General features: G+C 56.1%; 27 protein-coding genes. 16 read left to right on the top strand and 11 right to left on the bottom strand.

Features of this window, described 5'->3' with window-relative positions:
- Window positions 1-508 precede the first annotated feature (508 nt).
- The 4 genes from AALG83_07990 to AALG83_08005 all read left to right on the top strand — a co-directional run bounded on the left by AALG83_07990 (window position 509) and on the right by AALG83_08005 (window position 5,086).
- Window positions 509-1,033, top strand: a complete 525-nt coding sequence (locus AALG83_07990) for a hypothetical protein (GenBank protein MEY8383090.1) — start codon at window positions 509-511, stop codon at window positions 1,031-1,033.
- A 152-nt stretch (window positions 1,034-1,185) separates the two neighbouring features.
- Window positions 1,186-1,770, top strand: a complete 585-nt coding sequence (locus AALG83_07995; GenBank protein ID MEY8383091.1) for an HD domain-containing protein — start codon at window positions 1,186-1,188, stop codon at window positions 1,768-1,770.
- Window positions 1,771-2,164: 394 nt separating this feature from the next.
- Complete coding sequence (locus AALG83_08000) at window positions 2,165-3,016, top strand: YARHG domain-containing protein (GenBank protein MEY8383092.1); 852 nt, start codon at window positions 2,165-2,167, stop codon at window positions 3,014-3,016.
- Window positions 3,017-3,349: 333 nt separating this feature from the next.
- Window positions 3,350-5,086, top strand: a complete 1,737-nt coding sequence (locus AALG83_08005; protein MEY8383093.1) for a CapA family protein — start codon at window positions 3,350-3,352, stop codon at window positions 5,084-5,086.
- Between the two features lie 63 nt (window positions 5,087-5,149).
- On the opposite strand, the gene AALG83_08010 is transcribed toward AALG83_08005, so the two are convergent.
- On the bottom strand, window positions 5,150-5,641 hold the full coding sequence (locus AALG83_08010) for an HD domain-containing protein (GenBank protein MEY8383094.1): 492 nt from the start codon (window positions 5,639-5,641) through the stop codon (window positions 5,150-5,152).
- A gap of 108 nt (window positions 5,642-5,749) precedes the next feature.
- Here AALG83_08010 and AALG83_08015 point away from each other — a divergent pair, with 108 nt between their 5' ends.
- A complete protein-coding gene (locus AALG83_08015; GenBank protein ID MEY8383095.1) occupies window positions 5,750-6,715 on the top strand; it encodes an alpha/beta hydrolase in 966 nt (321 codons plus the stop codon).
- Here AALG83_08015 and AALG83_08020 read toward each other — a convergent pair.
- Both AALG83_08020 and AALG83_08025 read right to left on the bottom strand, forming a co-directional pair.
- Window positions 6,712-8,055, bottom strand: a complete 1,344-nt coding sequence (locus AALG83_08020) for a peptidoglycan-binding protein (GenBank protein ID MEY8383096.1) — start codon at window positions 8,053-8,055, stop codon at window positions 6,712-6,714. The genes AALG83_08015 and AALG83_08020 overlap by 4 nt on opposite strands.
- A 9-nt stretch (window positions 8,056-8,064) precedes the next feature.
- Window positions 8,065-8,577 carry a hypothetical protein gene (locus tag AALG83_08025; protein ID MEY8383097.1) on the bottom strand — a complete coding sequence of 171 codons (513 nt, stop codon included), beginning with the start codon at window positions 8,575-8,577 and terminating at the stop codon, window positions 8,065-8,067.
- A gap of 87 nt (window positions 8,578-8,664) precedes the next feature.
- Here AALG83_08025 and AALG83_08030 point away from each other — a divergent pair, with 87 nt between their 5' ends.
- The 5 genes from AALG83_08030 (at window position 8,665) to AALG83_08050 (ending at window position 13,402) form a co-directional block, all read left to right on the top strand.
- Window positions 8,665-9,174, top strand: coding sequence for a deoxyuridine 5'-triphosphate nucleotidohydrolase (locus AALG83_08030; protein MEY8383098.1), 510 nt, complete (start codon window positions 8,665-8,667; stop codon window positions 9,172-9,174).
- 292 nt (window positions 9,175-9,466) lie between these two features.
- On the top strand, window positions 9,467-9,832 hold the full coding sequence (locus AALG83_08035) for a metalloregulator ArsR/SmtB family transcription factor (protein MEY8383099.1): 366 nt from the start codon (window positions 9,467-9,469) through the stop codon (window positions 9,830-9,832).
- A 13-nt stretch (window positions 9,833-9,845) separates the two neighbouring features.
- On the top strand, window positions 9,846-10,064 hold the full coding sequence (locus AALG83_08040; GenBank protein ID MEY8383100.1) for a cation transporter: 219 nt from the start codon (window positions 9,846-9,848) through the stop codon (window positions 10,062-10,064).
- A gap of 20 nt (window positions 10,065-10,084) precedes the next feature.
- A complete protein-coding gene (locus AALG83_08045; protein ID MEY8383101.1) occupies window positions 10,085-11,935 on the top strand; it encodes a heavy metal translocating P-type ATPase in 1,851 nt (616 codons plus the stop codon).
- 129 nt (window positions 11,936-12,064) lie between these two features.
- Entirely contained in the window at window positions 12,065-13,402 is a 1,338-nt protein-coding gene (locus AALG83_08050) for a C1 family peptidase (GenBank protein ID MEY8383102.1), read from the top strand.
- A 36-nt stretch (window positions 13,403-13,438) separates the two neighbouring features.
- On the opposite strand, the gene AALG83_08055 is transcribed toward AALG83_08050, so the two are convergent.
- From AALG83_08055 to ychF, 3 genes are all read right to left on the bottom strand, one after another.
- Window positions 13,439-14,113 carry a CPBP family intramembrane glutamic endopeptidase gene (locus AALG83_08055; GenBank protein MEY8383103.1) on the bottom strand — a complete coding sequence of 225 codons (675 nt, stop codon included), beginning with the start codon at window positions 14,111-14,113 and terminating at the stop codon, window positions 13,439-13,441.
- A gap of 131 nt (window positions 14,114-14,244) precedes the next feature.
- Window positions 14,245-14,808: a manganese efflux pump MntP family protein gene (locus AALG83_08060; GenBank protein ID MEY8383104.1), complete on the bottom strand. Its 564-nt coding sequence runs from the start codon at window positions 14,806-14,808 to the stop codon at window positions 14,245-14,247.
- 82 nt (window positions 14,809-14,890) lie between these two features.
- Window positions 14,891-15,991 (bottom strand): redox-regulated ATPase YchF, encoded by a 1,101-nt coding sequence (gene ychF / locus AALG83_08065; GenBank protein ID MEY8383105.1) that lies wholly within the window; start codon window positions 15,989-15,991, stop codon window positions 14,891-14,893.
- Window positions 15,992-16,153: 162 nt separating this feature from the next.
- Between ychF and AALG83_08070 the strand changes: the two genes are divergently transcribed.
- Window positions 16,154-16,540 carry a hypothetical protein gene (locus AALG83_08070; GenBank protein MEY8383106.1) on the top strand — a complete coding sequence of 129 codons (387 nt, stop codon included), beginning with the start codon at window positions 16,154-16,156 and terminating at the stop codon, window positions 16,538-16,540.
- 26 nt (window positions 16,541-16,566) lie between these two features.
- Window positions 16,567-17,355 carry an undecaprenyl-diphosphate phosphatase gene (locus tag AALG83_08075; GenBank protein MEY8383107.1) on the top strand — a complete coding sequence of 263 codons (789 nt, stop codon included), beginning with the start codon at window positions 16,567-16,569 and terminating at the stop codon, window positions 17,353-17,355.
- 48 nt (window positions 17,356-17,403) lie between these two features.
- On the opposite strand, the gene AALG83_08080 is transcribed toward AALG83_08075, so the two are convergent.
- The 4 genes from AALG83_08080 to AALG83_08095 all read right to left on the bottom strand — a co-directional run bounded on the left by AALG83_08080 (window position 17,404) and on the right by AALG83_08095 (window position 21,191).
- Window positions 17,404-17,853, bottom strand: coding sequence for a GNAT family N-acetyltransferase (locus AALG83_08080; protein ID MEY8383108.1), 450 nt, complete (start codon window positions 17,851-17,853; stop codon window positions 17,404-17,406).
- Window positions 17,854-17,928: 75 nt separating this feature from the next.
- Window positions 17,929-18,363 (bottom strand): GNAT family N-acetyltransferase, encoded by a 435-nt coding sequence (locus AALG83_08085; GenBank protein ID MEY8383109.1) that lies wholly within the window; start codon window positions 18,361-18,363, stop codon window positions 17,929-17,931.
- A gap of 53 nt (window positions 18,364-18,416) precedes the next feature.
- Window positions 18,417-20,117, bottom strand: a complete 1,701-nt coding sequence (gene argS / locus AALG83_08090) for an arginine--tRNA ligase (protein MEY8383110.1) — start codon at window positions 20,115-20,117, stop codon at window positions 18,417-18,419.
- A 96-nt stretch (window positions 20,118-20,213) separates the two neighbouring features.
- A complete protein-coding gene (locus AALG83_08095) occupies window positions 20,214-21,191 on the bottom strand; it encodes a hypothetical protein (protein MEY8383111.1) in 978 nt (325 codons plus the stop codon).
- Between the two features lie 174 nt (window positions 21,192-21,365).
- Between AALG83_08095 and AALG83_08100 the strand changes: the two genes are divergently transcribed.
- From AALG83_08100 to AALG83_08115, 4 genes are all read left to right on the top strand, one after another.
- Window positions 21,366-22,097, top strand: a complete 732-nt coding sequence (locus AALG83_08100) for a hypothetical protein (protein ID MEY8383112.1) — start codon at window positions 21,366-21,368, stop codon at window positions 22,095-22,097.
- 149 nt (window positions 22,098-22,246) lie between these two features.
- Window positions 22,247-22,882: an endonuclease III gene (gene nth / locus AALG83_08105; GenBank protein ID MEY8383113.1), complete on the top strand. Its 636-nt coding sequence runs from the start codon at window positions 22,247-22,249 to the stop codon at window positions 22,880-22,882.
- 99 nt (window positions 22,883-22,981) lie between these two features.
- Window positions 22,982-24,256: a GTPase ObgE gene (gene obgE / locus AALG83_08110; protein MEY8383114.1), complete on the top strand. Its 1,275-nt coding sequence runs from the start codon at window positions 22,982-22,984 to the stop codon at window positions 24,254-24,256.
- Between the two features lie 38 nt (window positions 24,257-24,294).
- Window positions 24,295-24,579 (top strand): YhbY family RNA-binding protein, encoded by a 285-nt coding sequence (locus AALG83_08115; GenBank protein ID MEY8383115.1) that lies wholly within the window; start codon window positions 24,295-24,297, stop codon window positions 24,577-24,579.
- A gap of 52 nt (window positions 24,580-24,631) precedes the next feature.
- Here the strand turns inward: AALG83_08115 and AALG83_08120 are convergent, their stop codons facing one another.
- Window positions 24,632-25,495 carry a restriction endonuclease gene (locus tag AALG83_08120; GenBank protein ID MEY8383116.1) on the bottom strand — a complete coding sequence of 288 codons (864 nt, stop codon included), beginning with the start codon at window positions 25,493-25,495 and terminating at the stop codon, window positions 24,632-24,634.
- Window positions 25,496-25,506 lie beyond the last annotated feature (11 nt).

The following is a 25,506-nucleotide window of genomic DNA, read 5'->3' on the forward strand; positions in this document are numbered from 1 at the left end:
CGGCGCAACAGGCCCGACAGGCGCAACCGGAGCGGCAGGAGCTAACGGCGCAACCGGCCCGACAGGCCCGACAGGAGCAACCGGAGCGGCAGGAGCCAACGGCGCAACCGGCCCCACAGGTCCGACAGGCGCAACCGGAGCCGCGGGAGCCAACGGCGCAACCGGCCCTACAGGCCCGACAGGTGCAACTGGGGCGGCAGGAGCTAACGGCGCGACTGGCCCCACGGGAGCGACAGGCGCGCAAGGCTCGGTGGGTCCCACAGGTGCAACTGGGGCGACAGGTGCAACCGGGGCGACAGGTGCCACGGGAGCAACAGGTGCGACCGGTCCTACGGGTCCGAGAGGGGCGACCGGCCCAACTGGCCCCACAGGTCCGAGAGGTGCGACTGGCCCAACTGGTCCTACTGGTCCCACAGGTCCGCGGGGAGAAGACGGCGAGGACGGCGCAACGCCGACCGTGCGGATTGGGGAAACTAGAACGCTCCCGCCTAACACAGAAGCGAGCGTTGTGAACATTGGGACGGACACAGAGCCGGTTTTGGAATTCAATATCCCCATGGGAGAACCGGGCAAAGACGCGAGTACGTCTGTGGTATACGGCGGCCTGTATCATGACGGCCAGCAGCAGCTGACCCTGACGGCGCCGGAGACGTATGAACCAATTGCCATGAATACGGCGATGCCTGCCCAGGGCATGGGGGTTAACGTGAGTGCGCTCACCATTCACGAGCCCGGGAATTACGAGGTTTCCTACGACGTATCAGCCCAGGCAAATACGGCCAGCACACTGCGCGTCGCTGTGCGGAATAACGGCACTGTATTGCCGGAGACGCAGGATACCCAGAGATTGCTGCAGGGCGGAGACACTTCCCTCTACGTCGGGCGGTTTGCCTCCCAGGCGCTTGTGAGTTTGGCGCCGGGGGATAACCTGGATCTGGCGATTGCGGCTGTGGGCCAGGTGTCTGGCGATATTACTGTAACGACGAACGGCTATGCCAATACGGCGCTTATCGTAAAAAGACTGAGCGAATAACTTCCCAGCTGAGGCCACCCGCTCTATCAAACAAAAGGCCGGCGCATCTCGCGCCGGTTTTTTGGTGCGCAAATTTTGGAAAATATGCTATACTAAAAAAGATAGAACAGAGAAAACGGCGGCAGTTGCCGCGCCAAAAGGAGGAAAATACCATGCAAAGTATGCCAAGGCAGCAGGCCATGCAGCTGTTGAGAGAATATAATAAGGAGCCGTTCCATCTGCTGCATGCGCTGACGGTAGAGGGCGTGATGCGCTATTACGCCAGGGAGCTGGGCTATGCGGAGCAGGAGGATTTCTGGGGAATTGCCGGCCTGCTGCACGATATCGATTTTGAGCAGTTCCCGGAGCAGCATTGTCAGAAAGCTCCGGAGCTATTGCGGCAAGGGGGCGCCAGCGAGGAACTGATCCACGCAGTATGCAGCCATGGGTATGGGCTGGTCTCGGAGGTGAAGCCCGAGCACGAGATGGAAAAAGTGCTGTTCGCAGCGGATGAGCTTACGGGGCTGATTGGCGCGGCGGCGCGGATGCGGCCGTCCGGGAGCGTCTCAGATATGGAGCTTTCCAGCCTGAAAAAGAAGTTCAAGGATAAGCGCTTTGCCGCGGGATGCAGCAGGGATGTCATCCGAAGCGGCGCGGAGATGCTGGGCTGGGAGCTGGACGAGCTGCTTAGCCGCACGATTCTGGCCATGCGCTCCTGCGAGCAGAGTGTTGCGCAGCAGATGCAGGAGCTTGGCTGAGCCGTTCCATGCGCTTATGATCCGGGTAGAAGCCGCGTATTCAGAGGGAAAACGCGGCTTTTTATTTACACGATGTTTATTTGCCAAAAAGACCGAACGTGATATAATCAAATCAAGTAAAGTGGTTGCAAGGAGGCACAGTATGGGCTGTTTTTGCCCCGATTGTGGAGCAAAGCTTGCGCAGGGCCAGAAGTGCTGCCCCTATTGTGGGGCAGAGCTTTCGGATCGGCAGATGCAATCCAAAGCTGCTGCGCGCGGCTCGCTCACAGGCACTGCCTTTATTGAAAAAGCAAAGGGCTGGGAGTCTCCCCGAAAAAGCGGGAGGCGCCCAGGCTTTGTTATGCTCGCGACTCTTCTGCTTTTGGCTTTTGGCATTGTGGCCGGTTTTTTATACATGCATCTTGGGGCTTTTGCTGAAAAGGGGACAGAAACTGCCCAGGCTCTGCCAGAGGATGGGCTGGCGCAGGGCGAAGGCGGGCAGGAGGAGAAAACTGCCTTGGATGCCGGGGCGCCGGCCAGAGAGCTGACGGAGGAAGAAAAAGCACGGTTGGAGGAGTTCATCGCGCAGTTTGAGCGGAAAGTTGAGCTCATTCTAACCCAGGACTGGGGGAGCGATGGCATCAAAGGGGCGGGCGTGCTGAGCGGAACTGTCGCGGAAGAAAGTGCGCTTTGGAAAGGGCTGGATGCCCAGACCGGCGCCTGGAGCGGAGCCGCGCATTTGCCCCGGCTGACGCGCTATCAGATTCAAAGCTATACAACGCAGTGGGACGGCGATGTCCTGATTTTGCAGGTGCAGGAGCGGCTGGAAGGGGAAGACCCTGCCGGGCAGCAAGTTGCACTGCAATTTGAGGATACCTATATGCTGGAGCGCCGCCAGGGGGGCTACTGCTGCTTTGATTCCCACTGCAGTGAGCTGCTCGCCGCGCTGGATACCTATTATGCAGAGGCGTCTGCCGGAAATTTGGAGTTTTGGATTATTGCGGGATCCGGCCGCTGCTATACCAGGGAAGAGCTGGAGCGGGCCAGTGAATTTGAGCTCTCGGTGCTGCGCAATGGAATGTATGCGGTATCCGGCAAGATTTTTACGCTGAACCATCAGATTGAGGATTATTTCAGCCAATTCAAATGGTATCTTCCGGATACGGAGGATGACGAGATCGTCCGCGGCCGCATGAACAACTGCCAGATTGAAAATATCATCCGCATTTTGGAAGTGGAGCGGGAAAAGGGATACCAGAAATCGTAGCATGGCAGGCATTGGAAAGAAGGATAGCGCGAAAGCGCATTTTGGGCAGGAGCAAACTCCTGTCCTTTTTCTATGAGCGGCAAAACCTGGATTGTCTTTTGTGCGCCGGATATGGTAAAATGATTTCACATGTTACTGAAATTAAGGGTTTCAAACGGGTACCCAATGGCGCCGCTCCGCTTGGCCGCGGCGCTTGCCTTTCTCATGGTATCATATAAGCGAAGGGCAGGGCCCTTCCGAAGCCGGAGCGTTTCTGGATGGCTGCCGCAGGCACACGCTGCGCGCTGCCGATATGGTATAGTAAAAAGAGAACAGGGAAGAGAAAGAGGAAAAATGAAAGCAAGAAGAGTTACAGCAGTTTTGCTGATTTTGATGCTGGCCTGCGCTTTGGCCGGCTGTGCAGAGCGAACCGAGCAGGCCGCCGCGCCAAAGCCGAGCCAAAGCGTTCAGCCCAGCGCAGAGCCAATCCCGGCCTTTGCGCTGGAAGTATTGGAAATGCGGCAGGGCGATACCGTCTCCCTGGAGGACTGCTTTGCGGAAAATTTTTCGCCGGACGGGGCGCTTTGGTATGCCTCAAGCGATGAGGCGGTGGCGCTGGTCAACGAACAGCGGGAGATTGTGGCCGTCGGAGTGGGGGAGTGCATCGTCTCGCTTGTGCATGAAAACGCCTCGGGCGAGCTGAAAATCGAGGTAACAGGGATGCCGGAGGCGCCGGGCGTGCATATCGATCAGGCCTACCTTGCGCTGGAGCCGGGCCAGGAGGGGCAGCTGAGCTGCCATCTCTCCCGGGAAATCCAGGGGCAGGCAGTTTGGTCCAGCAACGACGAGAACGTCGCCACCGTGGATAGCCAAGGCAGGGTCGTGGCAGTGGGCAAGGGAACGGCGCGGATCAGTGCGCAGGCGGGAGAATACCAGGATTCCGTCGCCGTCTGGGTCACTTCCAGCAAGCCGTATGCGCCGCTCGGCGAGATTACTGCGCCCAGATTCCAGAAGAAGGACGGCATTTGGCAGAATCCGGATGCTTTGGATACGGGAGAGGCGAGCATTTTGCTGACGGGCGATCTCATGTGCCTTTCCTCGCAGCAGTATGCGGCCAAGTCCGGCAAAAGCTATAACTATAACAGCAGCTTCCGGCTGGTGCGCGGTATTTTCGAGAAAGGCGATTTTGTCGTCGGGAATCTGGAAACCTGCCTTTCCTACTCCAGCCCCTATACGGCGGCGGAGAAAACCGTCCAGGATAACCCGCACTGCAACGCCCAGGCGACGTTTTTGGATGCGGTCCGCTATGCGGGCTATGATGCCGTGGTTACGGCCAATAACCACGCCGGGGATACGGGAACCATGGGGCTTTATGAGACGGTGCAGATGCTGGATACCTACCTCATCGCCCATACCGGCACGTTTACCCGAGCCGGGGAGCCGAGGTTCCTGCTGGCAGACGTGAACGGCATCAAAGTCGCGGTGCTCTCCTATACCGAGATTCTCAATACCAAATACGGCGAGCTGGCCATTCCGGATGCGCAGAAATCGCTGCTCATCAGGCGGTATTCCGAGGAAAACGTCAAGGCGGATGTGGCGGCGGCGCGGGAAGCCGGGGCCGAGTTTATCATCGCCTATAACCACTGGGGCGTAGAGAATACGCACGACTATACGGAGAAGCAGGAGCAGCACGCCCAGCAGATGGCAGATGCCGGGGTGGATTTTATCGCCGGCTCGCATTCACATTGCCTGCAAGGCCCGAAGATCATCACCGCGGCAGACGGCAGAAGCGTCCCCTGTATCTTCTCCATGGGCAACTTTGTCTCGGGTATGGGAAGGGAGATCAACAACGATACCGTCATTTTAAAGCTGGATCTGGCTCGGAAAGAGGATGAAATTGAGCTGAAAAATGTGGGATATATTCCGTGCAAAGTGTTTGTGGAATATGGGGATGGGCATCATGTGATCGTGCCGACCAGCGCCGCGCTCAACGGCGGCAAAACATCTTCTTCGCTTTCGGCGGCGCACGATCGAATCGCCAAAGTCATGAAGGGCGAGGATGTTTTTACGGAAATCCGGGAGCTTGGCTGAAAACAGCGCCAGACAGGGAATGCTGAGAAAATAAAAAAGGGGAGGCGGTTGCCTTCCCTTTTGCTATGCGCGCTGCGGCTGCAGCAAAGCCGACAGAAGCTGGCGGCGGATGCGCAGCAGATGGTAGATATGCAGAACTTCTGCCGTCGCGCAGATTTTATCTGCCAGGTTCACGATTTTGGATTCCGCAAAACGCGGTTTCTGCCCGGCCGACGGCCACATATGGCTGGCGATGCAGTCTTTTTCCACTTCCGAGAGGGAAAAACGCGCCGTCGCATTGCGGAGGGCGGCCAGGGGGTGATAGGCCGCGTGCCGGCCCACATAGTTGCGCTTATCGTGTTGGTCGTAGAGGAACATATCGTGCAAAAGTGCGCCCCGCGCCGCGGCACGGTAGTTTAACCCGCGCTTTTTTGCCATGCGGAAGCTCACATACGAGACGAACAGGCAGTGCTCCAGGCAGTTGACCGTGGGCACATGCTGGGTCGTGTGTTGCATGGATTGAACAGCATCGGTATAATAAAGATCGCGGATGCAATCAAAAAATTCTCGAAACATTGCTTCACCTCACTATTGCAATTATAGCATACGGCCCGCGGCTTGAACATGACAAAGAACAAAGCAATTTTTGTCAATCACAGCAATTTATTTTAACAAAACCAGAAAATGGGAGAGACGATGATGGATGCACTTACCTGGGTTTTATTTTTGCTGGGCGCTTTTGCCCTTCTGATACTGCTGATCTCATATGCGCTCTATCGCTATGCACTGGTGCGGCCCAGGCCGCGCAGAAAGCAAAAGCCGCCCGCGAAAAAATGGCTGCCGCATATGCCGCGCATCCATGAGGGGGAGGCTTTTTTGGATGCACTGCCAAGCGAGGAGGTGCAGATTTTTTCGCAGGACGGCACGCCGCTGCACGCGGTGTTCTACCCTTCCCGGCATCCGGAGAACGGCAAAGTGCTCCTTGCCATTCATGGGCATAAGACAGACGGGAAGACCAATTTCAGCGTATTTGCAAAATTTTTCTATCAGATGGGCTATGCGCTGCTCCTCCCGGATAACCGGGCGCATGGAAAGAGCGGCGGCAAGTTCATCGGATTCGGATGGCTGGATCACAAAGACTGCCTGCTTTGGATGCAGTATTTGCGCCAGCGCCTAGGCGAGGCGTGCAAAATCCTGCTGCACGGCGTCTCCATGGGGGCGGCAACCGTGCTCATGGCGGCGGGCGAGCGGCCGAGGGGCCTTAAAGGGGTGATCGCAGACTGCGGCTTTCGCTCTGCTCTGGAAGAATTCCGGCATGTTTTGCGCGAATACTACCACCTGCCCGCATTTCCGTTTTTGCCGGTTGCCAGCGCCATTTGCAAGCTCCGAGCGGGCTATACGTTCGCCCAGTGCTCGGCCGGCGAGCAGCTGAAAAAGGCGGAAGTTCCCATCCTGTTCATCCATGGGCAGCAGGATCGGTTTGTTCCCACCAGAATGTCGGAAGAGATGTACCGCGCCTATGCCGGGCCAAAGCAGATTTTCCTGGCGCCGACGGCCGATCACGCGACCTCCTATTTCCTGCATCAGCAGGAATACGAGGCGGTGGTGCGCGGCTTTTTGGCGCGCTTTCTGCCCGAAATGCAGGGCTAGCCCGTTACGCGCAGATACTCATCCACGACGGCGTTCCAGGTGATCGAGCCGGTTTGGCCGGTAACGGGGATGCCATACTGCTCCTGAATCTGGCGGATGGCATCTTCCGTCGCCTGGTCGTATGTCCCGGTAACGGTAACCCGCGGCAGGTTCGGGTTGGACTCTGTGATGACAGACAGCATCTGCTGCAAGACGCGCACATCCCAATCCGCAATGCCTGGGCTGAGCAGCCGGCCGGGGTAGATGAAATCCGAATAGGAAAAGGCTTCGGGCAGGGAAGAGCGGATATCGGCATAGGCCAGCAGAATGGCGTTCCAGGTATCGCGGTCCACTTCCCCCGTAACAGGCAAGCCATTTTGCTCCTGAAACGCCCGGACGACCTCGGCCGTCTGCTCATCGAAAGTATCGCCCAGAGTGATCACCGGGATCTCCGGGTCAAAATAGCCGATGACGCCCAGATAGTAGCGCAGTACACGGACGTAGTTGCTGACGTCTCCCAGCGCCAGCTGGCCCGGATAGATCCGGCTGACTTCCGAGAGGGCGACGCCTTCGGTTTCCAGCTCGGAGAGCTGCTTGACCGTAACGTACAGATACTTGATCTTATACCAGGTCGCCGGGCCCACGATGCCGTCCACGGTCAGGTTGAAAATCTGCTGGAACTTGCGCACGGCGGCCTCGGTTTCGGGCGTAAAAACGCCGGAAACGACTTCGATTTTGGGAATGGCAGGGTAGTTATCCCCGATGCGGTTGAGCTGGCGCTGAATGGTTCTAACGTCTTCTCCGGCGCTGCCGAGTTTCAGGGGGATGCCGGGGTAGGAACGGATGTTGGGCGCGGAAGGCGCTCCAAACACGATGTTGATATCGTCTCCGTAATAATACTGCAAAATTTCATAGGGGACATATCCCTGCTCGGCGAGATCTACCGTGCCCCATTGGGAAAGCCCTTCGCATTGCCGCAGTGCGCCGCTGCAATACTGCGTGAAATACGGGGCGACGCTGCCCTGGCGGACGACGTAGTCATTGAAAATCTCATCCACGATCTGCGAGATGTTGCCGAAAATATCGCGGTTGGGAACGAACGCCTGGTCATAGGCAGTGGAGTTGGTAATATCAAAATCATAGCCCTGGCTTCGGTACCATTCGGTATAGATGCGGTTGAGCGCGTATGTAGTCTGTGCCAGAATGTTGGCGCGCAGCGCGGATTCCGGCCAGGTTGGGTAAATTTCGCTGGAAGCCACGTTTTTGATATAATCCCGGAAGGGGATGGTAATATTCTGCGCATTGGAGTTTGGCGGCCCCAGATGCACGGTAATATATTCTGGTATGGTGAAAGTTGCCATGTATCCTCCTTATTTCCGCGGGCCGGGGAAAAGATCCACGGGCTGAATGGATTTCACTCCATCAAAAATTGCGGCCTGCCGCAGATCCTGCTGGCGGTAGGAAGGGTGATCTGCATGAATGTCGTAGAGCGCGAAAGGGTGCGGCTGGAAAGGCTTTTCCGAGCTGCCCCGCAGAGGCGCCGGGAGCACGATGTTGTCGATCAGGCCGCTCTCGTCCGTCGTCCCCTCGAAGAAAACATGATCTTCGTCGCCGATGCGCTTGCTGACGATGATATGAACGCCGGGCACGGGCAGTGCCTGCCTGGCCGTGAAAGCCTGGATTTTCAGCGTCCCTTTGCCGGGGTTTTGATTCAAAAACTCCTCATAGGTCTGCGGCGCATTGAACTCCACCGAAGAGGAATCGATGCCCATGTCTTCCAGCTCCTGATCCTGGCGGCTCTTCTGTGCATACCGATCGATATTTGGGTATTGGTTCTGATTCACGATGACCTCCAAAATGCTGATTATTTTTATCCTATTCAAAAAAGGCGCCTTTTGTGCCTGGCCATCTGGAAAAAAGAGGGCGGATCTGGTATGATAAGGGCAAAGTGAGAAAAGGCGGAAGAGACAATGCAGAGGATTGCCCGGTTTGAATTAGTTTCCAAACAGCAGTTTTTAGAGGATTTTGAGCGGCTCCTGGGGGGCGGCGAGGCCAGGGCGCTGGCGGCGTATGAGCAGCTGCGCCTGCCCCAGCGGGCAACGGCGGGCTCTGCCGGATACGATTTCTTTTCCCCCATCGATTTCTCCCTGGCGCCGGGAGAGCAAATCCATTTGCCCACGGGAATCCGCGCCCGCATGCAGGGAGGATGGGTTTTGCAGTGTTTTCCGCGCAGCGGGCTGGGGTTCAAATTCCGCATGCAGCTCAATAACACCGTAGGCATCATCGACAGCGACTACTACGGCTCTCAAAATGAAGGGCATATTCAATGCAAGCTGACCAACGATTCCCGGGAGGGCAAGACGCTGCATATCGCCGCCGGGCAGGGCATGATGCAGGGCATCTTTCTTCCCTTTGGCATCACGGAAGACGACGCGGCCTGCGCCCCGAGGGACGGCGGGTTTGGCAGCACGACAAAATAGCTCTGAAAAGGAAAAGAGCGCAGATAGGAAAATACGCCGATGGCGGAATATCCTTTGCGCTCTTTTTTATTTGCCCATTTTTGGGCGGAAACAAACGGGTGGACTGGCCGCCTGTTTGCCTCTGAGTATAGGATGCCCACAAAAGCGAAAATAAACCAAATTTTCTAAGGGAAATTCTGTAAAAAAGTGCTTTGGTGTTTTTGTAAAAAAGGTTGACTTTTGCGGGAAGAGGAATATAATATAAATAAAAGAACATATGAACAATTATTCATATGTAAAAAGGAGAACGCGAATGAAGCAGGATCTTGAGCCGGTTGAGCAATGCGAGTTTTTCCATGCGCATGAGGAGATTGTGAAAAAGGTGATGCAGGCGATGCCCGGAGAAGAGGAGCTATATGATCTCGCGGAGCTGTTCAAAATTTTCGGCGATTCCACGCGCATCCGGATTCTATACGTCCTGTTCGAAAGCGAGATGTGCGTCTGCGATATTGCGCAGCTGCTGAATCTCTCGCAGAGCGCAGTCTCGCATCAGCTGCGCCTGCTAAAGCAGAGCCGGCTGGTCAAGAACCGCCGGGATGGCAAAACGGTATTTTATTCTCTGGCCGACGATCACGTCCGCACGATCATCGATCAGGGCAAGGAACATATTGAAGAATAGGAGAGGGAAAGAGATGAAAAAGGTCTATCGTTTAGAGGAACTGGATTGCGCGAACTGCGCGGCAAAGATGGAGCGCGCCATCAACGAGCTGCCGGGTGTGGAAAAGGCGACGGTGAATTTCATGGCGCAGAAGCTGGTTTTGACCGCAGAGGAGAGCAGATATCAGGAAATTTTGCAGAAAGTGGAAGAAGCGATTCGGCGCGTTGAGCCGGATTGCAGAATCGTAAAATAACGGCAGGGGAGAGCATGGCCATGAGCAAAAAACAGAAAAAATCGCTGCTGCGCATTCTTTTGGGCGCCGCACTGCTGGCGCTTTGCCTGGCGCTGCCCCTGGAGGGCATTTGGAGGCTGGGCGCTTTTCTGGCGGCATATCTGGTGAGCGGCGGGGATGTGCTTTGGCGGGCGGTTCGCAATATTTTCCGCGGGCAGGTTTTTGATGAGAACTTCTTGATGTGCATCGCGACGGTAGGCGCGTTCTGCACGCAGGAATATATGGAAGGCGTGCTGGTCATGCTGCTCTATCAGGTCGGGGAGCTGTTCCAGAGCTATGCTGTGGGCAAATCCCGCGGGGCTATCTCTGCGCTGATGGACATCCGCCCGGATTATGCCAATCTTTTAGAAGAAGGGGAGACGCGGCAGGTGGACCCGGAGGAAGTGGAAATCGGGCAGGAGATTCTCGTACGCGCAGGCGAGAAAATCCCGCTGGATGGCATCGTGCTGGAGGGCAGCGCAGCCATCGATACTTCCGCGCTGACGGGGGAATCCGCGCCAAGAGAGGCGGAAGCGGGCAGCGAGCTGCTCAGCGGCTGCATCAACCTGAACGGCACACTGCGCCTTCGGGTTACCAAAGAGTTTGGGGAATCGACGGTCTCCAAGATTTTGGATATGGTGGAAAACGCCAGTGAAAAGAAGGCCAAAGCTGAAGATTTTATCACGCGCTTTGCCAAATACTATACGCCCAGCGTCGTGTGCGCGGCGCTGGCGCTGGCCGTCATCCCGCCGCTGTTTCTCGGCGATTGGAGCGCTTGGGTGAGCAGGGCCATGAGCTTCCTGGTCATCTCCTGCCCCTGCGCGCTGGTCATCTCGGTTCCGCTCAGCTATTTCGGCGGCATCGGCGGCGCGTCTAAGGCCGGGATTCTCGTCAAGGGAAGCAACTATCTGGAAGCGCTTTCAAAAGTGGAGACTGTGGTCTTTGATAAAACGGGCACGCTGACAAAGGGCAACTTTGCGCTTGCCGAGCAGGCGCCGGCAGAGGGAGTGGCGGCGCAGGAACTGCTGGAATGCGCGGCACTGGCCGAGAGCTATTCCACGCACCCCATCGCCCAGAGCATTCGGGCGGCCTATGGCAGGGAACTGGATTTAAGCCGCGTGCAGGATGTGAGAGAAATTTCGGGCAAGGGCGTGCTGGCACAGGTGGACGGTGCGCAGATCGCGGCGGGCAATGCAAAACTGATGGAGGAATACTGCCAGAGCGGTTATGCTCCGTCGGAGGCGGTGGGCAGTGTGGTCTATCTGGCAAGAGACGGCAAATACCTGGGGCACCTGACCATTCGCGACGAGATCAAGGAGGATGCCGCGCAGACCATTGCCGAGCTCAAGGCGGCAGGTGTCAGGCAGACGGTGATGCTCACCGGGGATGCCAAAGCTGTGGCCGAGGATGTTGCGGGCAAACTCGGCATCGATGCTGTGTATGCCGAACTGCTCCCGCTGGATAAGGTGCAGAAAGTCGAGCAGCTGCTGGAGCAGAAAAGCGGCAAGGGAAAGCTGGTGTTCGTGGGCGACGGCATCAACGACGCGCCTGTGCTGACCCGGGCGGATATCGGCATTGCCATGGGCGCTCTGGGCAGCGACGCGGCCATCGAGGCGGCGGATATCGTGCTCATGACGGATGCGCCCTCCAAAATTCCGCAGGCCATTCGCATCAGCCGCAGAACGCACCGCATCGTCATGCAGAATATCGTCTTTGCGCTGGGCGTCAAGGGCGTTGCGCTGGTGCTGGGGGCGTTCGGCCTCATCCATATGCTGGCCGCGGTTTTCGCGGATGTGGGCGTGTCTGTTATCGCGATCATCAACGCCATGCGGGCCATGAAAGCAAAAGAATAGAAAAGGGGCGCCTATGCCCCTTTTTTCTTTACTTTTTCCGCATTTTTCGCTATGGTATAGAGGAGAAATGAAAAGTTTGCGGCATGGCAGGGGGCTTCCTGCCATAGGCATATAAAAACAGGAGGGAATATGATTACACCACAGCAGCTCATCAAATTTGAACAGCAGTTTGACGCGAACCCGGCAAATGCCGTGGCCATGAATGCGGCCGTGCAGAACGGGATCGTCAAATCCGCCATCTCCTATGAGGCGTTTCGCCGGGAGCGGCACGAGTTTTCCATCAATATCAAGCAGGGAGAGATCACCAACCAGAAGGCCAGCGGGCGGTGCTGGATGTTTGCGGCGCTCAATGTCATGCGCTTCGAGGTGATGCAAAAGCTCAATTTGGAGACCTTTGAATTCTCCCAGAGCTACCCGCTCTTTTTCGATAAGCTGGAAAAATCCAACTATTTTCTGGAAAACATCCTGGATACGCTGGATGAGCCTACAGCCGGCCGGCTGGTCTCCTTTTTGCTGACCGACCCCATGGGAGACGGCGGGCAGTGGGATATGTTCTGCGGGCTGGTGGAGAAATACGGCATCGTCCCCAAAGACGCCATGCCTGAATCCGTCTCGTCTTCCGCGACCCGGGAGATGGATTATTATCTCACGCTCAAACTGCGGGAATTTGCCTGTACGCTGCGTACGGCGCATGAACAGGGCGAGGCACTGGAGCAGCTGCGGGGCAGGAAGGAGCAGATGCTGGCCGAGATCTATCAAATCCTCTGCATCAGCCTGGGCAAGCCGCCTAAGGATTTCTGCTTTGAAACCAGAGATAAGGACGGCAATTTCATCCGGGATGCCAGGATCACGCCCCAGGAATTTTTCGCCAAATATGTCGGCTGGAGCTTGGATGACTACGTCAGCCTGATCAACGCGCCCACGGCCGATAAGCCCTTTGGGAAGACGTACAGCGTGAAATACCTTGGAAGCGTCAAAGAGGGCAGGGCGGTGCGGTATCTGAACCTGCCCATCGAGCAGCTCAAGGCTGCGGCCATCGCACAGATGCAGGACGGAGCGCCGGTGTGGTTTGGCTGCGACGTCGGCAAATGCTCGATCCGCGAAAACGGCATCATGGATTTGGATGTCATCCGGGCGGATCAGCTCTTTGGCGTCTCCTTTCCGATGGATAAGGCGCAGCGCCTGGATTACGGACACAGCCTGATGACGCACGCCATGGTGTTCCTGGGCGTCAACCTGGATGAGCAGGGCAGGCCCAACCGCTGGCGCGTGGAAAACAGCTGGGGCAAGGAGCCGGGAAAAGACGGCTACTATGTCATGAGCGACGACTGGTTTACCGAATACACCTATCAGGTGGTCGTGCATAAAAAATATCTCTCAGACGAGGCGCTGGAGCAGCTGAAGGCCGAGCCGATTCTGCTGGAGCCATGGGATCCTATGGGTTCTCTGGCGCACTGCAAGGCATAAAAAAAGAGCGGGGATTCCCGCTCTTTTTTCTTGCGCCTAAAGCTTATCGATGATGAGCAGCAGGCCAACCGTGTTGATGGCCAGGTTGGCGAACATATGCACCATCCAGGAGGCATAGAGATTTTGATAGCGCTCGTTGAGCCAGTTAAACAGCAGGCCTGCAAAAAACAGGCTGACCAGCATCAGGGCGAAAACCAGCGGGGAAAACCAGCTATGCATGATGGCGATATGATAGAGGCTGAAAATTCCGGCGCTGAACAGATAAGCCAGCTTAGGGCCGGCGATCTCTTTGAGCATGAGAAAGGCAAAGCCGCGGAAGAAAAACTCTTCCAGGAGCGAATTGACGAGCGAGATATATGCGCCCATGAGAAAAATGTTTTCCTGGCTGTTTTGCAGGGAAGAGGAGACGGCCGACCAATCGATGAGCTGCCTTCCCAAAAGAAAACCGCCGATGATCACCCCGTAAACCGCCAGGCCAAGAAAGAGCGGCTCGGTCAGGTTGCGCCGGCTCTGCACGCGAAACAGACTGCGCAGCGGCGCGCGGTGCCGCGTGAGGGAATAGGCCAGCGGAAACGCCAGAAAGAGCGCCAGCTTGATGAGGGATTTCACCGTATAGGAAGGGACGATAACTGCATCCACGATCGCCATAATCAGGCAACCGGAACATACCATTGCTATGATCAGCCAAACACTGCGTTTTTCCTGCGCCATGATGCGCCTCCCTGCTGGGTTTTCTCCATTATAGCAAGAAGCTTGGCCGGGCACAAGAAAGAAGAGCAAAACTCTTTTTTGAGATTTTTATAAGAAAAAAACCTTCCGCTTTGCAGGAAGGTTTTTTACCCTTAGAAGGCAAGAACGCCCATATGCTCTAATAGAATTTTTAGCCCCAGCAGCACCAAAATCAGCCCGCCGACCAGCTCTGCCCGGGATTTATACCTGGCGCCGAAGCAGTTGCCCAGCTTGACCCCGGCAAGCGAGAGCAGGAACGTAACGATGCCGATCAGCGAGACAGAGAGCACGAGCTCGGCATGCAAAATGCCAAAGGTTACGCCCACAGCCAGGGCATCGATGCTGGTGGCGATGGCTAGCGGGAGCATCACCCGAAAGGCCACGCTGGCGTTGGGCTGGGCCTCCTGCTTGCGGGATTCCAAAATCATGTTCCCGCCGATGACGGCCAGGAGCAAAAAGGCGATCCAGTGATCGAGCGCCTCGATTTGCCCGGCAAAGCTGGAGCCGAGAAAATAGCCCAAAACGGGCATTCCGGCCTGGAACAGCCCAAAGTACAGCCCAACGATGACGGCATGTTTCCAATTCAGCCGGGGCATGGAGAGCCCTTTGCAGATGGAGACGGCAAAGGCGTCCATCGCAAGGCCCACGGCAATGAGAAAAAGCTCTAAGAAAGACATAATCGCTCCTTCATATTCTGAAAATAGGCGGGCTGATCCAGTAATACGCAGGCCAAGCCGCTTTTAGACGAACCAAAATCAGTTACACGTTGAATTTAAAGAGCACAACATCGCCGTCCTGCATGACGTATTCTTTGCCCTCCTGGCGCACAAGGCCCTTCTCCTTGGCCGAAAGCATATCACCGCCCAGCTCTCTTAGCGCATCGAACGCGATGACCTCTGCCTTGATGAAACCGCGCTCAAAATCGGTATGGATTTTGCCGGCGGCCTGGGGCGCTTTTGTGCCGCGGGTGATGGTCCAGGCGCGGACCTCGTCTTCCCCGGCAGTGAGAAAGCTGATGAGCCCCAGCAGGCTATAGCTCTCCTGCACCAGCTGATCCAGGCCAGACTGCGCGATGCCCAGTTCCTGCATGAAGAGCTGTTTCTCCTCCGGCTCCAGCATGGAGAGCTCTTCCTCCACTTTAGCGCTGATGACCAGAAGCTGCGCATCTTCCTGCGCAAGCCGCTCTTTGAGCCGCATGACCAAAGGCAGATCCGAAACCGGGGTGCCCAGCTCCTCCTCGGAAATATTGGCGACATAAATGATGGGTTTATCCGTCAGCAGGAAAAGATCCCGCAAAAGCGCCTGCTCGCCTTCCTCCAGCTGCACGGTGCGCGCGGGTTTGCCCGCTTCCAGCGCCGCATAGAGCTTCTTTAAGGCCGCCGCTTCCTGCACATATTTCTTATCGCCGCTTTTCTGCATCTTTTCCGCGCGGGTCAGGCGCTTTTCGACGCTCTCCATATCGGCGAAAATCAGCTCGAAGCTGATGGTCTCCATATCCCGCACAGGGTCGACCTTGCCGTCCACATGCGTGATATTCTCGTCCTCAAAACAGCGGACGACATGCACAATCGCGTCCACCTCCCGGATATGCGAGAGGAACTTGTTGCCCAGCCCTTCGCCTTTGCTGGCCCCTTTGACCAGGCCCGCAATATCCACAAATTCGATGGTGGCCGGAGTGAACTTTTTGGGATGGTGAATTTCTGCCAGGTAATCCAGCCGCGCATCCGGCACGCTCACCATGCCGACGTTGGGCTCGATGGTGCAGAAGGGGTAGTTCTCGCTGGCCGCGCCAGCCTGGGTGATGGCATTAAATAGCGTGCTCTTGCCTACGTTAGGCATACCGACGACGCCGAGTTTCATTTCTCGTGGTTCCTTTCCTGGGTATTTGCAATGCTTTCTTATTATAGACGATTTCGTCTAAAAAGTAAAATTTTCCGGGAGAGCCATGAAAGTGTTTCCGGGTGCGTAAAATAATGGTATAATGGCCTCGAAGTGCCGGCTGGGCAAAAGGGGGAGCGAGCCATGAAAAATAGGAACAGGAATTTCGCCGTGCTGTGCGGCAATCTCGCTCTGCTGGGCCTGTTTTACTGGCTTTGCCGGTATGCCCTGCTCGATTTGCACGGCATGAAGGACTGGGCGGATATTTTGGCCGCCTGCACGCTGATCGCGCTGGCAAATTCCTGGGCTTTTGGAAAAAGATGGTTTTCGCTTTCGGCGGTTTTGGGCTATCCATGCGGTTTTGGCATTGGGCTGGCGCTCAATTGGGATACGGTAAATTCTGCCGGGGCGCGCTCAAATAATCTTTGGCTGATCTGGGCGGGGTGCCTTTTGGGCTTTCTGGCCGCAGGCGCCGCGATTGAAATTTGCAGAGCAAGGGCGGCGCAGAAAAAAGATGCCGCCGGTGCCTGAAAAAGGCGATCATAGGAGGAGAAGATATGAATATTTTGCAGGGAATCATTCTGGGGATTTTGCAGGGGCTGACGGAGTTTTTGCCTGTCTCCAGCAGCGGGCATCTGGTGCTGTTCCAGAATATCATGGGAATCGACAGCAGCAATATGCTGTTTTTTAACGTCATGGTGCATGTGGGCACGCTGATTGCCATCTTCGCCGTATTCTGGAAGGATATCGTCGGCCTGCTGCGCCACCCGGTGCAAAAGCTGATGGGGCTGCTGATTGTAGCGACGATCCCGGCAGTCATCGCAGAGCTGCTCATCGGAGATTTTATCGAAAGCACGTTTGGCGGGCAGTATCTGGGCGTGGGCTTTTTGCTGACGGCCGTGCTGCTGACGCTCTCCGAAATGCTCAGCGCGCAAAAGCGCCATAGAAAAAAGGAAATCAGCTATGCCAATGCGGCGGGCATCGGGTGTATGCAGGCCGTGGCTGTGTTCCCGGGCATTTCGCGCAGCGGCTCGACGCTGGCGGGCAGCCTTTTTATGGGGCTGGACCGCGGCCTTGCGGCCAAGTTTTCCTTCCTGATGTCCATCCCGGTTATTTTGGGGTCGACTGTTCTGGAGGGCTATAAGCTGGCAACAGACGGCGCGGGCACGGTTTATCTCTGGCCCACCATTTTCGGCATGATCGCCGCCGGCCTTTCGGGCTATTTCGCCGTGCGCTTTATGCTAAGTCTCATCCGCAAGCGCAAGATGTATGGCTTCGCGCTGTATGTGCTGGTTTTGGGCATTCTGGTTCTTTTGGATCAGGCATGGTGGCACCTGGTTTTCTAAGGGCATAAAAAGAAGACGGCAATCGGCCGTCTTCTTTTTATATGCAAGTTATAGCTCCTTTTGGAAATAGACCATATCCACCAGCTGTTTTCCCGCTTCGAAAATCGGGTGGTCGTAGTGATCCGTGAAGAAATTTTTTAGCCGATGTGAATAGAGAAACCCGCATTTCTCGTAGAAGGGGACGGTCAGCGGGCTGTCTCCCGTGCCGACCAGCATCTTCTGATAGCGGCCTTTGTAGAAGCCAAATAGATGCTGTACCATGGCGCGGCCGTATCCCTTGCCCTGGTCTTCTTCCCGGGTGGCCAGGTTTTTCAGCTCGCAGGTCTGCGCATCCTCCTCGGTTACGACGGCAATGCTGCGCACCTGCCCGCCGTCCAGCAGAGCAAACATCTCGCCCCGCTCCAAATAGCGGTCGATCATATCCTCCTGCTCGTCGGCCAATAGGAGCAAATCCAGATACTGTTTCTTGTCTTGCGTTACTTTTTTGATTTCGATTATGGAAACCACACCTCTTTGAATACAAACTCGGCAATACTGCCGGCAGATCTATCTTACGGCATGAGGGGCGCGCTGTCAAACAGGAATCAGCGGGGCGGTAAACTTATAGTGGCTTTTTTCAAGGCCGATATGCTCATAGAACTGGTGCGCATCCTGGCGGCGCAGGCTGCAGCAAACCTCGATTTGCAGGCAGCCCTCCTGCCGGGCCTTTTGCTTCGCCGCCTCCATCAGCGCCCGGCCCGCGCCGGCTCCCCTGGCCCGGGGACAGAGAACCAGCTCCTGCACTTCGGCAATCTTTCCCGCATGGTGCAGCAGAGCCTGAATATGCAGGCTGCAAAATCCTAGCACTTCGCCCTGGTCTTTGCAGAGCAGATAGAAAATCTGGGGATTTTTCAAATTCTCCAAATAGATGCGCTCAAAATCCGCAGAGGGGAGAGTCTGTTCTTCCAGCTGACAGATGAGAGAATAGACGGCCTCCATTTCCTGAGCCGTTGCCGGGATAATTTGCATTGTGCCTCCTAAGAAAAAGAGCAGGAAAAATCCTGCTCTTGCTCGTTTTTTTGTTACATCTGCTCGGGCGCATCGATGCCGATGAGCGCCAGGCCAGTTTTGATGACCGTGCGCGTCGCGTCCACCAGCGCCAGGCGTGCCGCAGTTCCCGCAGGATCCTGCTCATCCAGAATGCGGATGTCGTAGTAGAATTTGTTAAAAGCCTGCGCCAGGGAGACGACTTGCCGGGTGATCATAAACGGCTCATATTTCTCCGAGGCTTTGACGATGACGCCGGGGAATTCCTGGATGAGGCGCAGCACGGCAAACGCCTGATCGCAGGCAAGCGCCGTGTAGTCCGGCGCGGCGGTATAGGCATCGCCGGCCTTGCGCAGCAGGGAGCAGGCCCTGGCATGCGTATACTGGACATACGGCCCCGTCTCGCCGTCGAAGTTGAGCAGGCGATCCAGATCGAAGGTGATATCCTTGATGCGGCTGCCCGAGAGCACGCTGAAGACCACTGCGCCCACGCCGACTTTTTTGGCGATCTCGTCTTTGTTTTCCAGGTTCGGGTTTTTCTCCTGGATGACGCTGCGGGTTTTCTCGATGGCCGAGTTGAGCACATCCTCCAAAAATACCACGCGGCCTTCCCGGGTGGAGATGGTGCCGTCAGCCAGTGAGACCATGCCAAAGGCCACATGCACGCAGTCTTTTGCGAAATCCGCGCCCATCAGATCGAGCACCTGGAAGAGCTGGCGGAAATGCAGGTTCTGCTGATAGGCGACGACATACAGGTTTTTATAGAAATCGTAGGTTTTTTTGCGGTAGAATGCCGCAGCAAGATCCCGCGTTGCGTAGAGCGTGGCGCCGTCTGAACGCAGAATCAGGCAGGGCGGAAGATCATAGTCATCCAGCCGGACGATCTGCGCGCCGTCGCTCTCTTCCAGCAGATTTTTGGCTTTCAGCTCATCGATGATGGGCTGCATTTTATCGTTATAGAAGGATTCGCCGGCATAGGAATCGAAGTGAATGCCCAACAGGTCGTAAACCTTGGAGACTTCCTTGAGCGTCAGCTCCTTAAACCAGCCGAAAATAGAGAGCGCTTCCTCGTCGCCGTCCTCGATTTTCTTGAACCAGGCGCGGCCCTCGTCGTCCAGCGCGGCATTCTGCTTGGCTTCCTCGTGGAAGCGGACGTATAGTTCCAAAAGCGCCTGAATCGAACGCTTTTCCACATCCTCACGGTTGCCCCAGCGCTTATATGCCGCGATGAGCTTGCCAAACTGCGTGCCCCAGTCGCCCAAATGGTTGATGCCTACGCAGTGGAACCCAAGGAAGTTGTAGATATTATAGAGCGCGTGGCCGATGGCCGTGGAAGAGAGGTGGCCGATATGGAAGGGCTTGGCAATATTGATGGAAGAATAATCGATGGTAACGGCGCGGCCCTCTCCCATCTGGGAAGAGCCATAGCGCTCGCCCTGCTGGCCGACGGCAGAAAGCGTGCTTTGCGCGAAAAACGCCCGATCCACAAAGAAATTCAAATACCCGCCTGCAATTTCAACCTTGGAGATCCAGCCGGGTTTTTGGAATTTTTTCAACAAATCTGCGGCGATTTTAGGCGGAGCCATGCGCAGGGTTTTGGCCAGCTTGAAGCAGGGCAGGGCATAATCGCCCATGGCTGCATCCGGGGGAATTTCCAGCATCTCCTCCAGCTCGGAAGCGGAAAGGGAGGGCTGGGCGCTATTTAAAAGCAGAGCAAGTTCACTTTTGTAATCCATGTTACACCATCCATTTTCTTGCGTTTTTTCCTATTTACTATATCATACGCCCTGGAAAATGGCAACGGGGCGGCGGGGAAAACATGGGCCTATGCGCTACCTTTCGGAGATATTGCTGATTTTATCCCCCATGAGCTCTAAGGCGAACCGGCGCACAAAAAAGATGTGTTCGGAGAGCTTTTCACAAAAGGCCAGTTCTCCCGGCTGGCAAAACTGCTCAGGCGCGGGAACGGCGTCTCCGAAAAACTCCAGCAGATCTTCAAAGCTGAGCTCCCGGGCCAGAGATGGGGAGAGGAAGGAGAGGGCTGTTCCCGAATCCCGGTGCTGTATGGCCAGGGCAAAGGCGCGGGCTGGGTCGGCCTGTTCTTCGGGCAGGCGGGCCAGCCGGATGGATGGCTGTTCCGCTTTTTCCCGATACTGCCGGACGACACAGTAGCCGCAGCGCTGGGAAGGGCCGAAGAGCTCCAGGCCCGTCTGCGGTGAAAGATGATACTGCTCGTATTCCTCGCAGAAAAGCAGCTTTCGAGACTGCACAGCCACACAGGCAAGAGCTTTTTTCTTTGTCTGCTCCAATTCGGCGATGACGCAGAACTCACCCCCGATTTTTGCCGTGGAGAGCTTGGCGCTTTCTGCGGAAAAGGGCAGTGTGCAGGCAAAAAGAATGCGGTTATTCTCCTCCAGAGAAAAGCAGGGCACGCGATCAAAATAGACCTGAGCGCGCATCCGCTGGCCGTTAAAGGAAAAGCCGTGTGCCGCCACGAGATAGGGCAGGCAGGGCGTGCTGGCATAGGGCGGGAAGAGCTGAACGCAGCAGATCTCCCCCAGAAGATAGACGCTAAGAACGCCGTCGTCCCGCAGGATTACCGGCTTTTCCTCTGAAAGATCCAGAATGCGGGAGAAGGGAAGGTAAACCTTGCCGTCTGTCTGCTCCAGAGGGGAAAAGGAAAGGCAAAAACGCCCTCTTGGAATGCAGAGCGAAAGCTGCCCGCCCAGCAGTTCCCCGGCCAGCGAGCCGTTTAGATAGACCAGCCCATCTGCGGGGCTGGAAATTTGAAGAAGATTTAAATGTTCCATGCTATACTATATTCAAATATGCGCCAGGAATGTATAAAAAGTTCTATTCCTCGCGCCCCGGAAATAAAAATATCTTAGAGTTTACGAAAGCAGAGCAAAGTTTCTGCTTTTTTGTTTATATTCTCCGAAACGGACGCTCATAATATAGCTAGAAAACCGAAAGGATTTTTAAGTATGGCAGAAAAGCAAAGGCAGCAGGGGCAGGCCTCTGGAAAAGCCGGGTGGTCGCCGGAAGAGACGGCGCTTTTATTTGAAGAGATAGACCGGGCGGCGGCGCAGGGGCAGCCCATTCGGCGCGCATTTGAATCGGTGGCGCAACAGACTGGAAGGCGGCCCAACAGCATCCGCAATTACTACTACACAAAACTGCGGGAAGAGCCGGGCAGGGGCAAGGCCGCCTTTGTCCCCTTTGGCGAGCAGGAACAGCACCGCCTGGTAGAGGCTATGCTGCTGGGGCAGGCAGAGGGGAAATCTGTGCGCAGCATTGCCGCAAAGCTGGGCGGCGGCGAGAAAAAAGCCATGCTGCGCTATCAGAATAAATACCGCGGGCTTTTGCGCGGCAACCCGGGGTATATTGAAAAAGTATTGCAGGAACTCAAAGACGCCGGAAAGATTGGGCCGCAGGATAACCCCATGCAGAAAATGCGCCGGCGGCCGGGCGCAGAGCAGACGCTGGCCGAGCTGGCGGATAATCTGGCGCGGCTGGGCAAGGATGGGGAAGCGGTGCTCTATGGGCTCAACCATATCGTCTGGGCGGCGATTCAGAGACAAAGTGGCCAGGAGACGAGGCTGCTCTCACAGCTTGCAGTACAGCGCGCCCGCAATCAGGAGTTGGAGCGCCAGCTCCAGGCCCTGAGGGAACAGAGCAGCGCGGCGTTTTCCAGCGAACTGCCGCCGGAAATTTAGATAGAAAGAGTTTGCCCTCCGGCAAACTCTTTTTTTATTTGATGCAGGAAAGCGAGAAGAATTTTCGCCTTTTCTAGACAAGCCCCGCCCTTTTTTGATATGATAGAGGGGCCAAGGAAAAAATGGCAGGCAAGAAAGAAGGGTTTGTTATGGAAAAGCGGAAACAGGAAATTTTAAAGCGGCTGGAAGAGGTATATGTGGATGCCGTTCCGGCGCTGCATTTTGCTAACCCCTATCAGCTTTTGGTGGCGACGATTCTCTCGGCGCAATGCACAGACGTGCGCGTCAATAAGGTTACGGAAAAGCTGTTTGTTAAATATAAAAATGCAGAAGAATTGGCCGCGGCAGATTTCGATGAGCTCTGCGATGATATCCATAGCTGCGGGTGCTACAGCGTCAAGGCAAAGAACCTCATCGGCACGGCAAAGATGCTGGTGGAGCAGTATGGCGGGCAGGTGCCCCCGGATATGGACGAGCTGACCAAACTGCCTGGCGTCGGGCGCAAAACGGCCAACGTCGTGCTTTCCAATGCTTTTGGCATTCCCGGCTTTGCCGTGGATACGCATGTTTTCCGGGTGAGCAACCGCCTGGGCCTGGCAAATGCAAAAGATGTGCTCAAAACAGAAGAGCAGATGTGCGCGCTCATCCCCAAAGAGAAATGGGGCAACGCGCATCACTGGATCATTTATCACGGCAGGCAGGTCTGCCATGCCAGAAAGCCCGCGTGCGATACCTGCTTTTTGCGCGATCTCTGCCCCAGCACAGAGGGTGAGCCCGCAAAATAGACAGGGTTTTTGGATAGGATGCTCCTAAGCTGTAAAAAATGAAGGGAGCAGAACAGGCGCGCGCCTTTGTTTTGGGCGCGGGCAGAAAGTTGACAGAACATGATTGTAGATAAAGTAAAGATCACGATTAAAGCGGGCAACGGCGGCAACGGCGCCGTCAGCTTCCGGCGTGAGAAATATGTCGCGGCCGGCGGCCCGGACGGCGGCAACGGCGGCAACGGCGGGGATATTCTTTTCCAGGCGGATCCGGATCTGCGCACGCTGGTGGATTTCCGCTTTACCCGCAAGTTCACCGCGGGCAACGGCGAGAACGGCGGCCGGCGGAATATGGCGGGCAAGGACGGGGAAGATCTCATCATCAAAGTGCCCGAGGGAACGGTGATTATCGATGAACAGACCGGGCGCGTCGTGGCGGATCTGCATTCCGGGACGCCAAGAGTCATCCTAAAGGGCGGCCGGGGCGGCAAGGGCAATGCAAAGTTTACCACACCCACGCGCCAGACGCCGCGCTTTGCGCTGCCCGGCCGGAAAACGCTGGCGCGCAAGGTCATTTTAGAGCTCAAATCCATCGCGGATGTGGGGCTGGTGGGCTTCCCGAGCGTGGGAAAATCCACGCTGCTTTCGGTGGTCTCGGCGGCCAAGCCCAAAATTGCGGATTACCACTTTACCACGCTTTCGCCTAACCTGGGTGTTGTGGGCACGGGCGAGAGCAGTTTTGTCATGGCAGATCTGCCCGGCCTCATCGAGGGCGCCAGCCAGGGCGCCGGGCTGGGGCACGATTTTCTGCGGCATATCGAGCGGACGCGCATGATTTTGCATGTTGTGGATGCATCCGGCGTGGAGGGGAGAGACCCTCTGGAGGATTACGCCAAAATCCGCAAAGAGCTGGAGGCTTATAGCCCTGAACTGGCCGAGCGCAAGGAGATCGTCGCCGCGGCCAAGATGGATTTGCCCGGCGCGGAAGTGGGCTATGAATGGCTGAAGGATGAGCTGGAGCCTAAGGGTATTGCGGTTTATCCCATCTCTGCGGCGACGCAGCAGGGCGTGCGGGAACTGCTTTCGGCCATCACGCGGCAATTGCAGGAGCTGCCGCCTGTGCGGCAGATAGAGGAAGAGGGCGTCATCGAGGAATGGGAGACCATGAGCAGTGAGCAGAGCTTCGAACTCAGCCGCGGCATGGATGGCGTGGCCGAGGTCAACGGCAGCCTCATCGATTCGATTTTTGCCCGCATCGACCCGGAAGACCCGGATTCCATGCGGCATTTTGCAAAGCTGCTGGAGGATTTGGGCATCATCAAGGCGCTGAGGGAATTCGGCGTTCAGGATGGGCAGGAAGTCCGCCTCAACGGAGAGACGTTCGATTTTGTGGAGTAGATCCAATATCAGGAAAGAAAGCATTTGAGGAAAAGAGTATGACGAGCAAACAGAGAGCCAAACTGCGGGCCATGGCCAACGGCATGGAGCCGATCATTTTCATCGGAAAAGAGGGCATCACGGAAAACCTGCTGAAACAGGCAGAAGATGCGCTGACGGCGCGGGAGCTGGTGAAGGGAAGCGTTCAGCGCAACTGTGCGCTTTCGGCAAAGGAGGCGCTGCACCTTTTAGCGGAGCAGCTGGGGGCAGAGCCGGTTCAGTTTATCGGCCGGAAATTTGCGCTTTACCGCCGCAACGAGGAGAAGCCCGTCATCGTGCTGTAGCGATCTGAGAAAAAACGAATAGAAAAAACGTGCAGGCTGGCTGCACGTTTTTTTATTTTGAGGAGCGCTGTTCTTTTCCGGAAAACCAGCAAAAAAGCGAAAGAGAAAAGCAAAGAGCGGCAATAATAGGATAGAGGATGGAGAAGCCCGTCAGGCCATACCAGCAGAGCAGGAAGATACCCAGCAGAAAATATGCTTTGGATTTTTCCCGGCGCAGGAAGATGCTTTTTGGGTTTTCGAATGCCGGATGATGAACTTTGGCCAAAAGCGCCTTTTGCAGTTCCTCTTCGGAGGGCGCGATGAGCGGATGCTGGAGCTCCAGGAATTCCTTTTGGTCAAGCAGCGTGATCTCCGCGTTCAGGCGCTGAGACATAGCGCCGGCCTCATCCTGATAGGGCGCGGCAGAGAGCAAAAGCGCCTTTTGCGCGCCCAGCTTTTTCAGCTTGCGGTGCAGCAGCAGAATTTGCTGCACGCCCACAGGATTTTCCGGATGGTTGTGCAGCGCATAACAGAAGAGCTGCTGCTGGGGCAAGTATAGCCCGCCCAGCGTCTCTTCGCCGCCCTGGGCGCCGTGCTCTGCGAAAATTTCCAGGCAAATTTCCCAAAAACTTTCGTCTGAAAGCAGCGTCAGCTTTTCCAGAGCGCACTCGTTTTTGAGGGCATCCAGTTCTTTGGAGATATATTTCTCCAGCTGATAGCGGCAGAATCCGGCATACAGCGCCAGAAGGGCCAGCGCCGTGCAGACGCCTAAAATCAGGGCGGCGCGGATGCCCATATGCAGGCGCCAAAACAGGAAAAACAGCAGGGCAGAGAGCAGCAGCGTGCCCAAAAGGAGATCCAGTCCCCGGGCGATGCTGTTTTTGCCGCCGCGGCGCTTGCGTTTGAAATAGCGAATGGCTTTTTGATCTAACTGCATGAGTACCCCTC

It is taken from the genome of Christensenellaceae bacterium 44-20, from assembly GCA_041223705.1.
GTDB lineage: Bacteria > Bacillota > Clostridia > Christensenellales > Christensenellaceae > QANA01.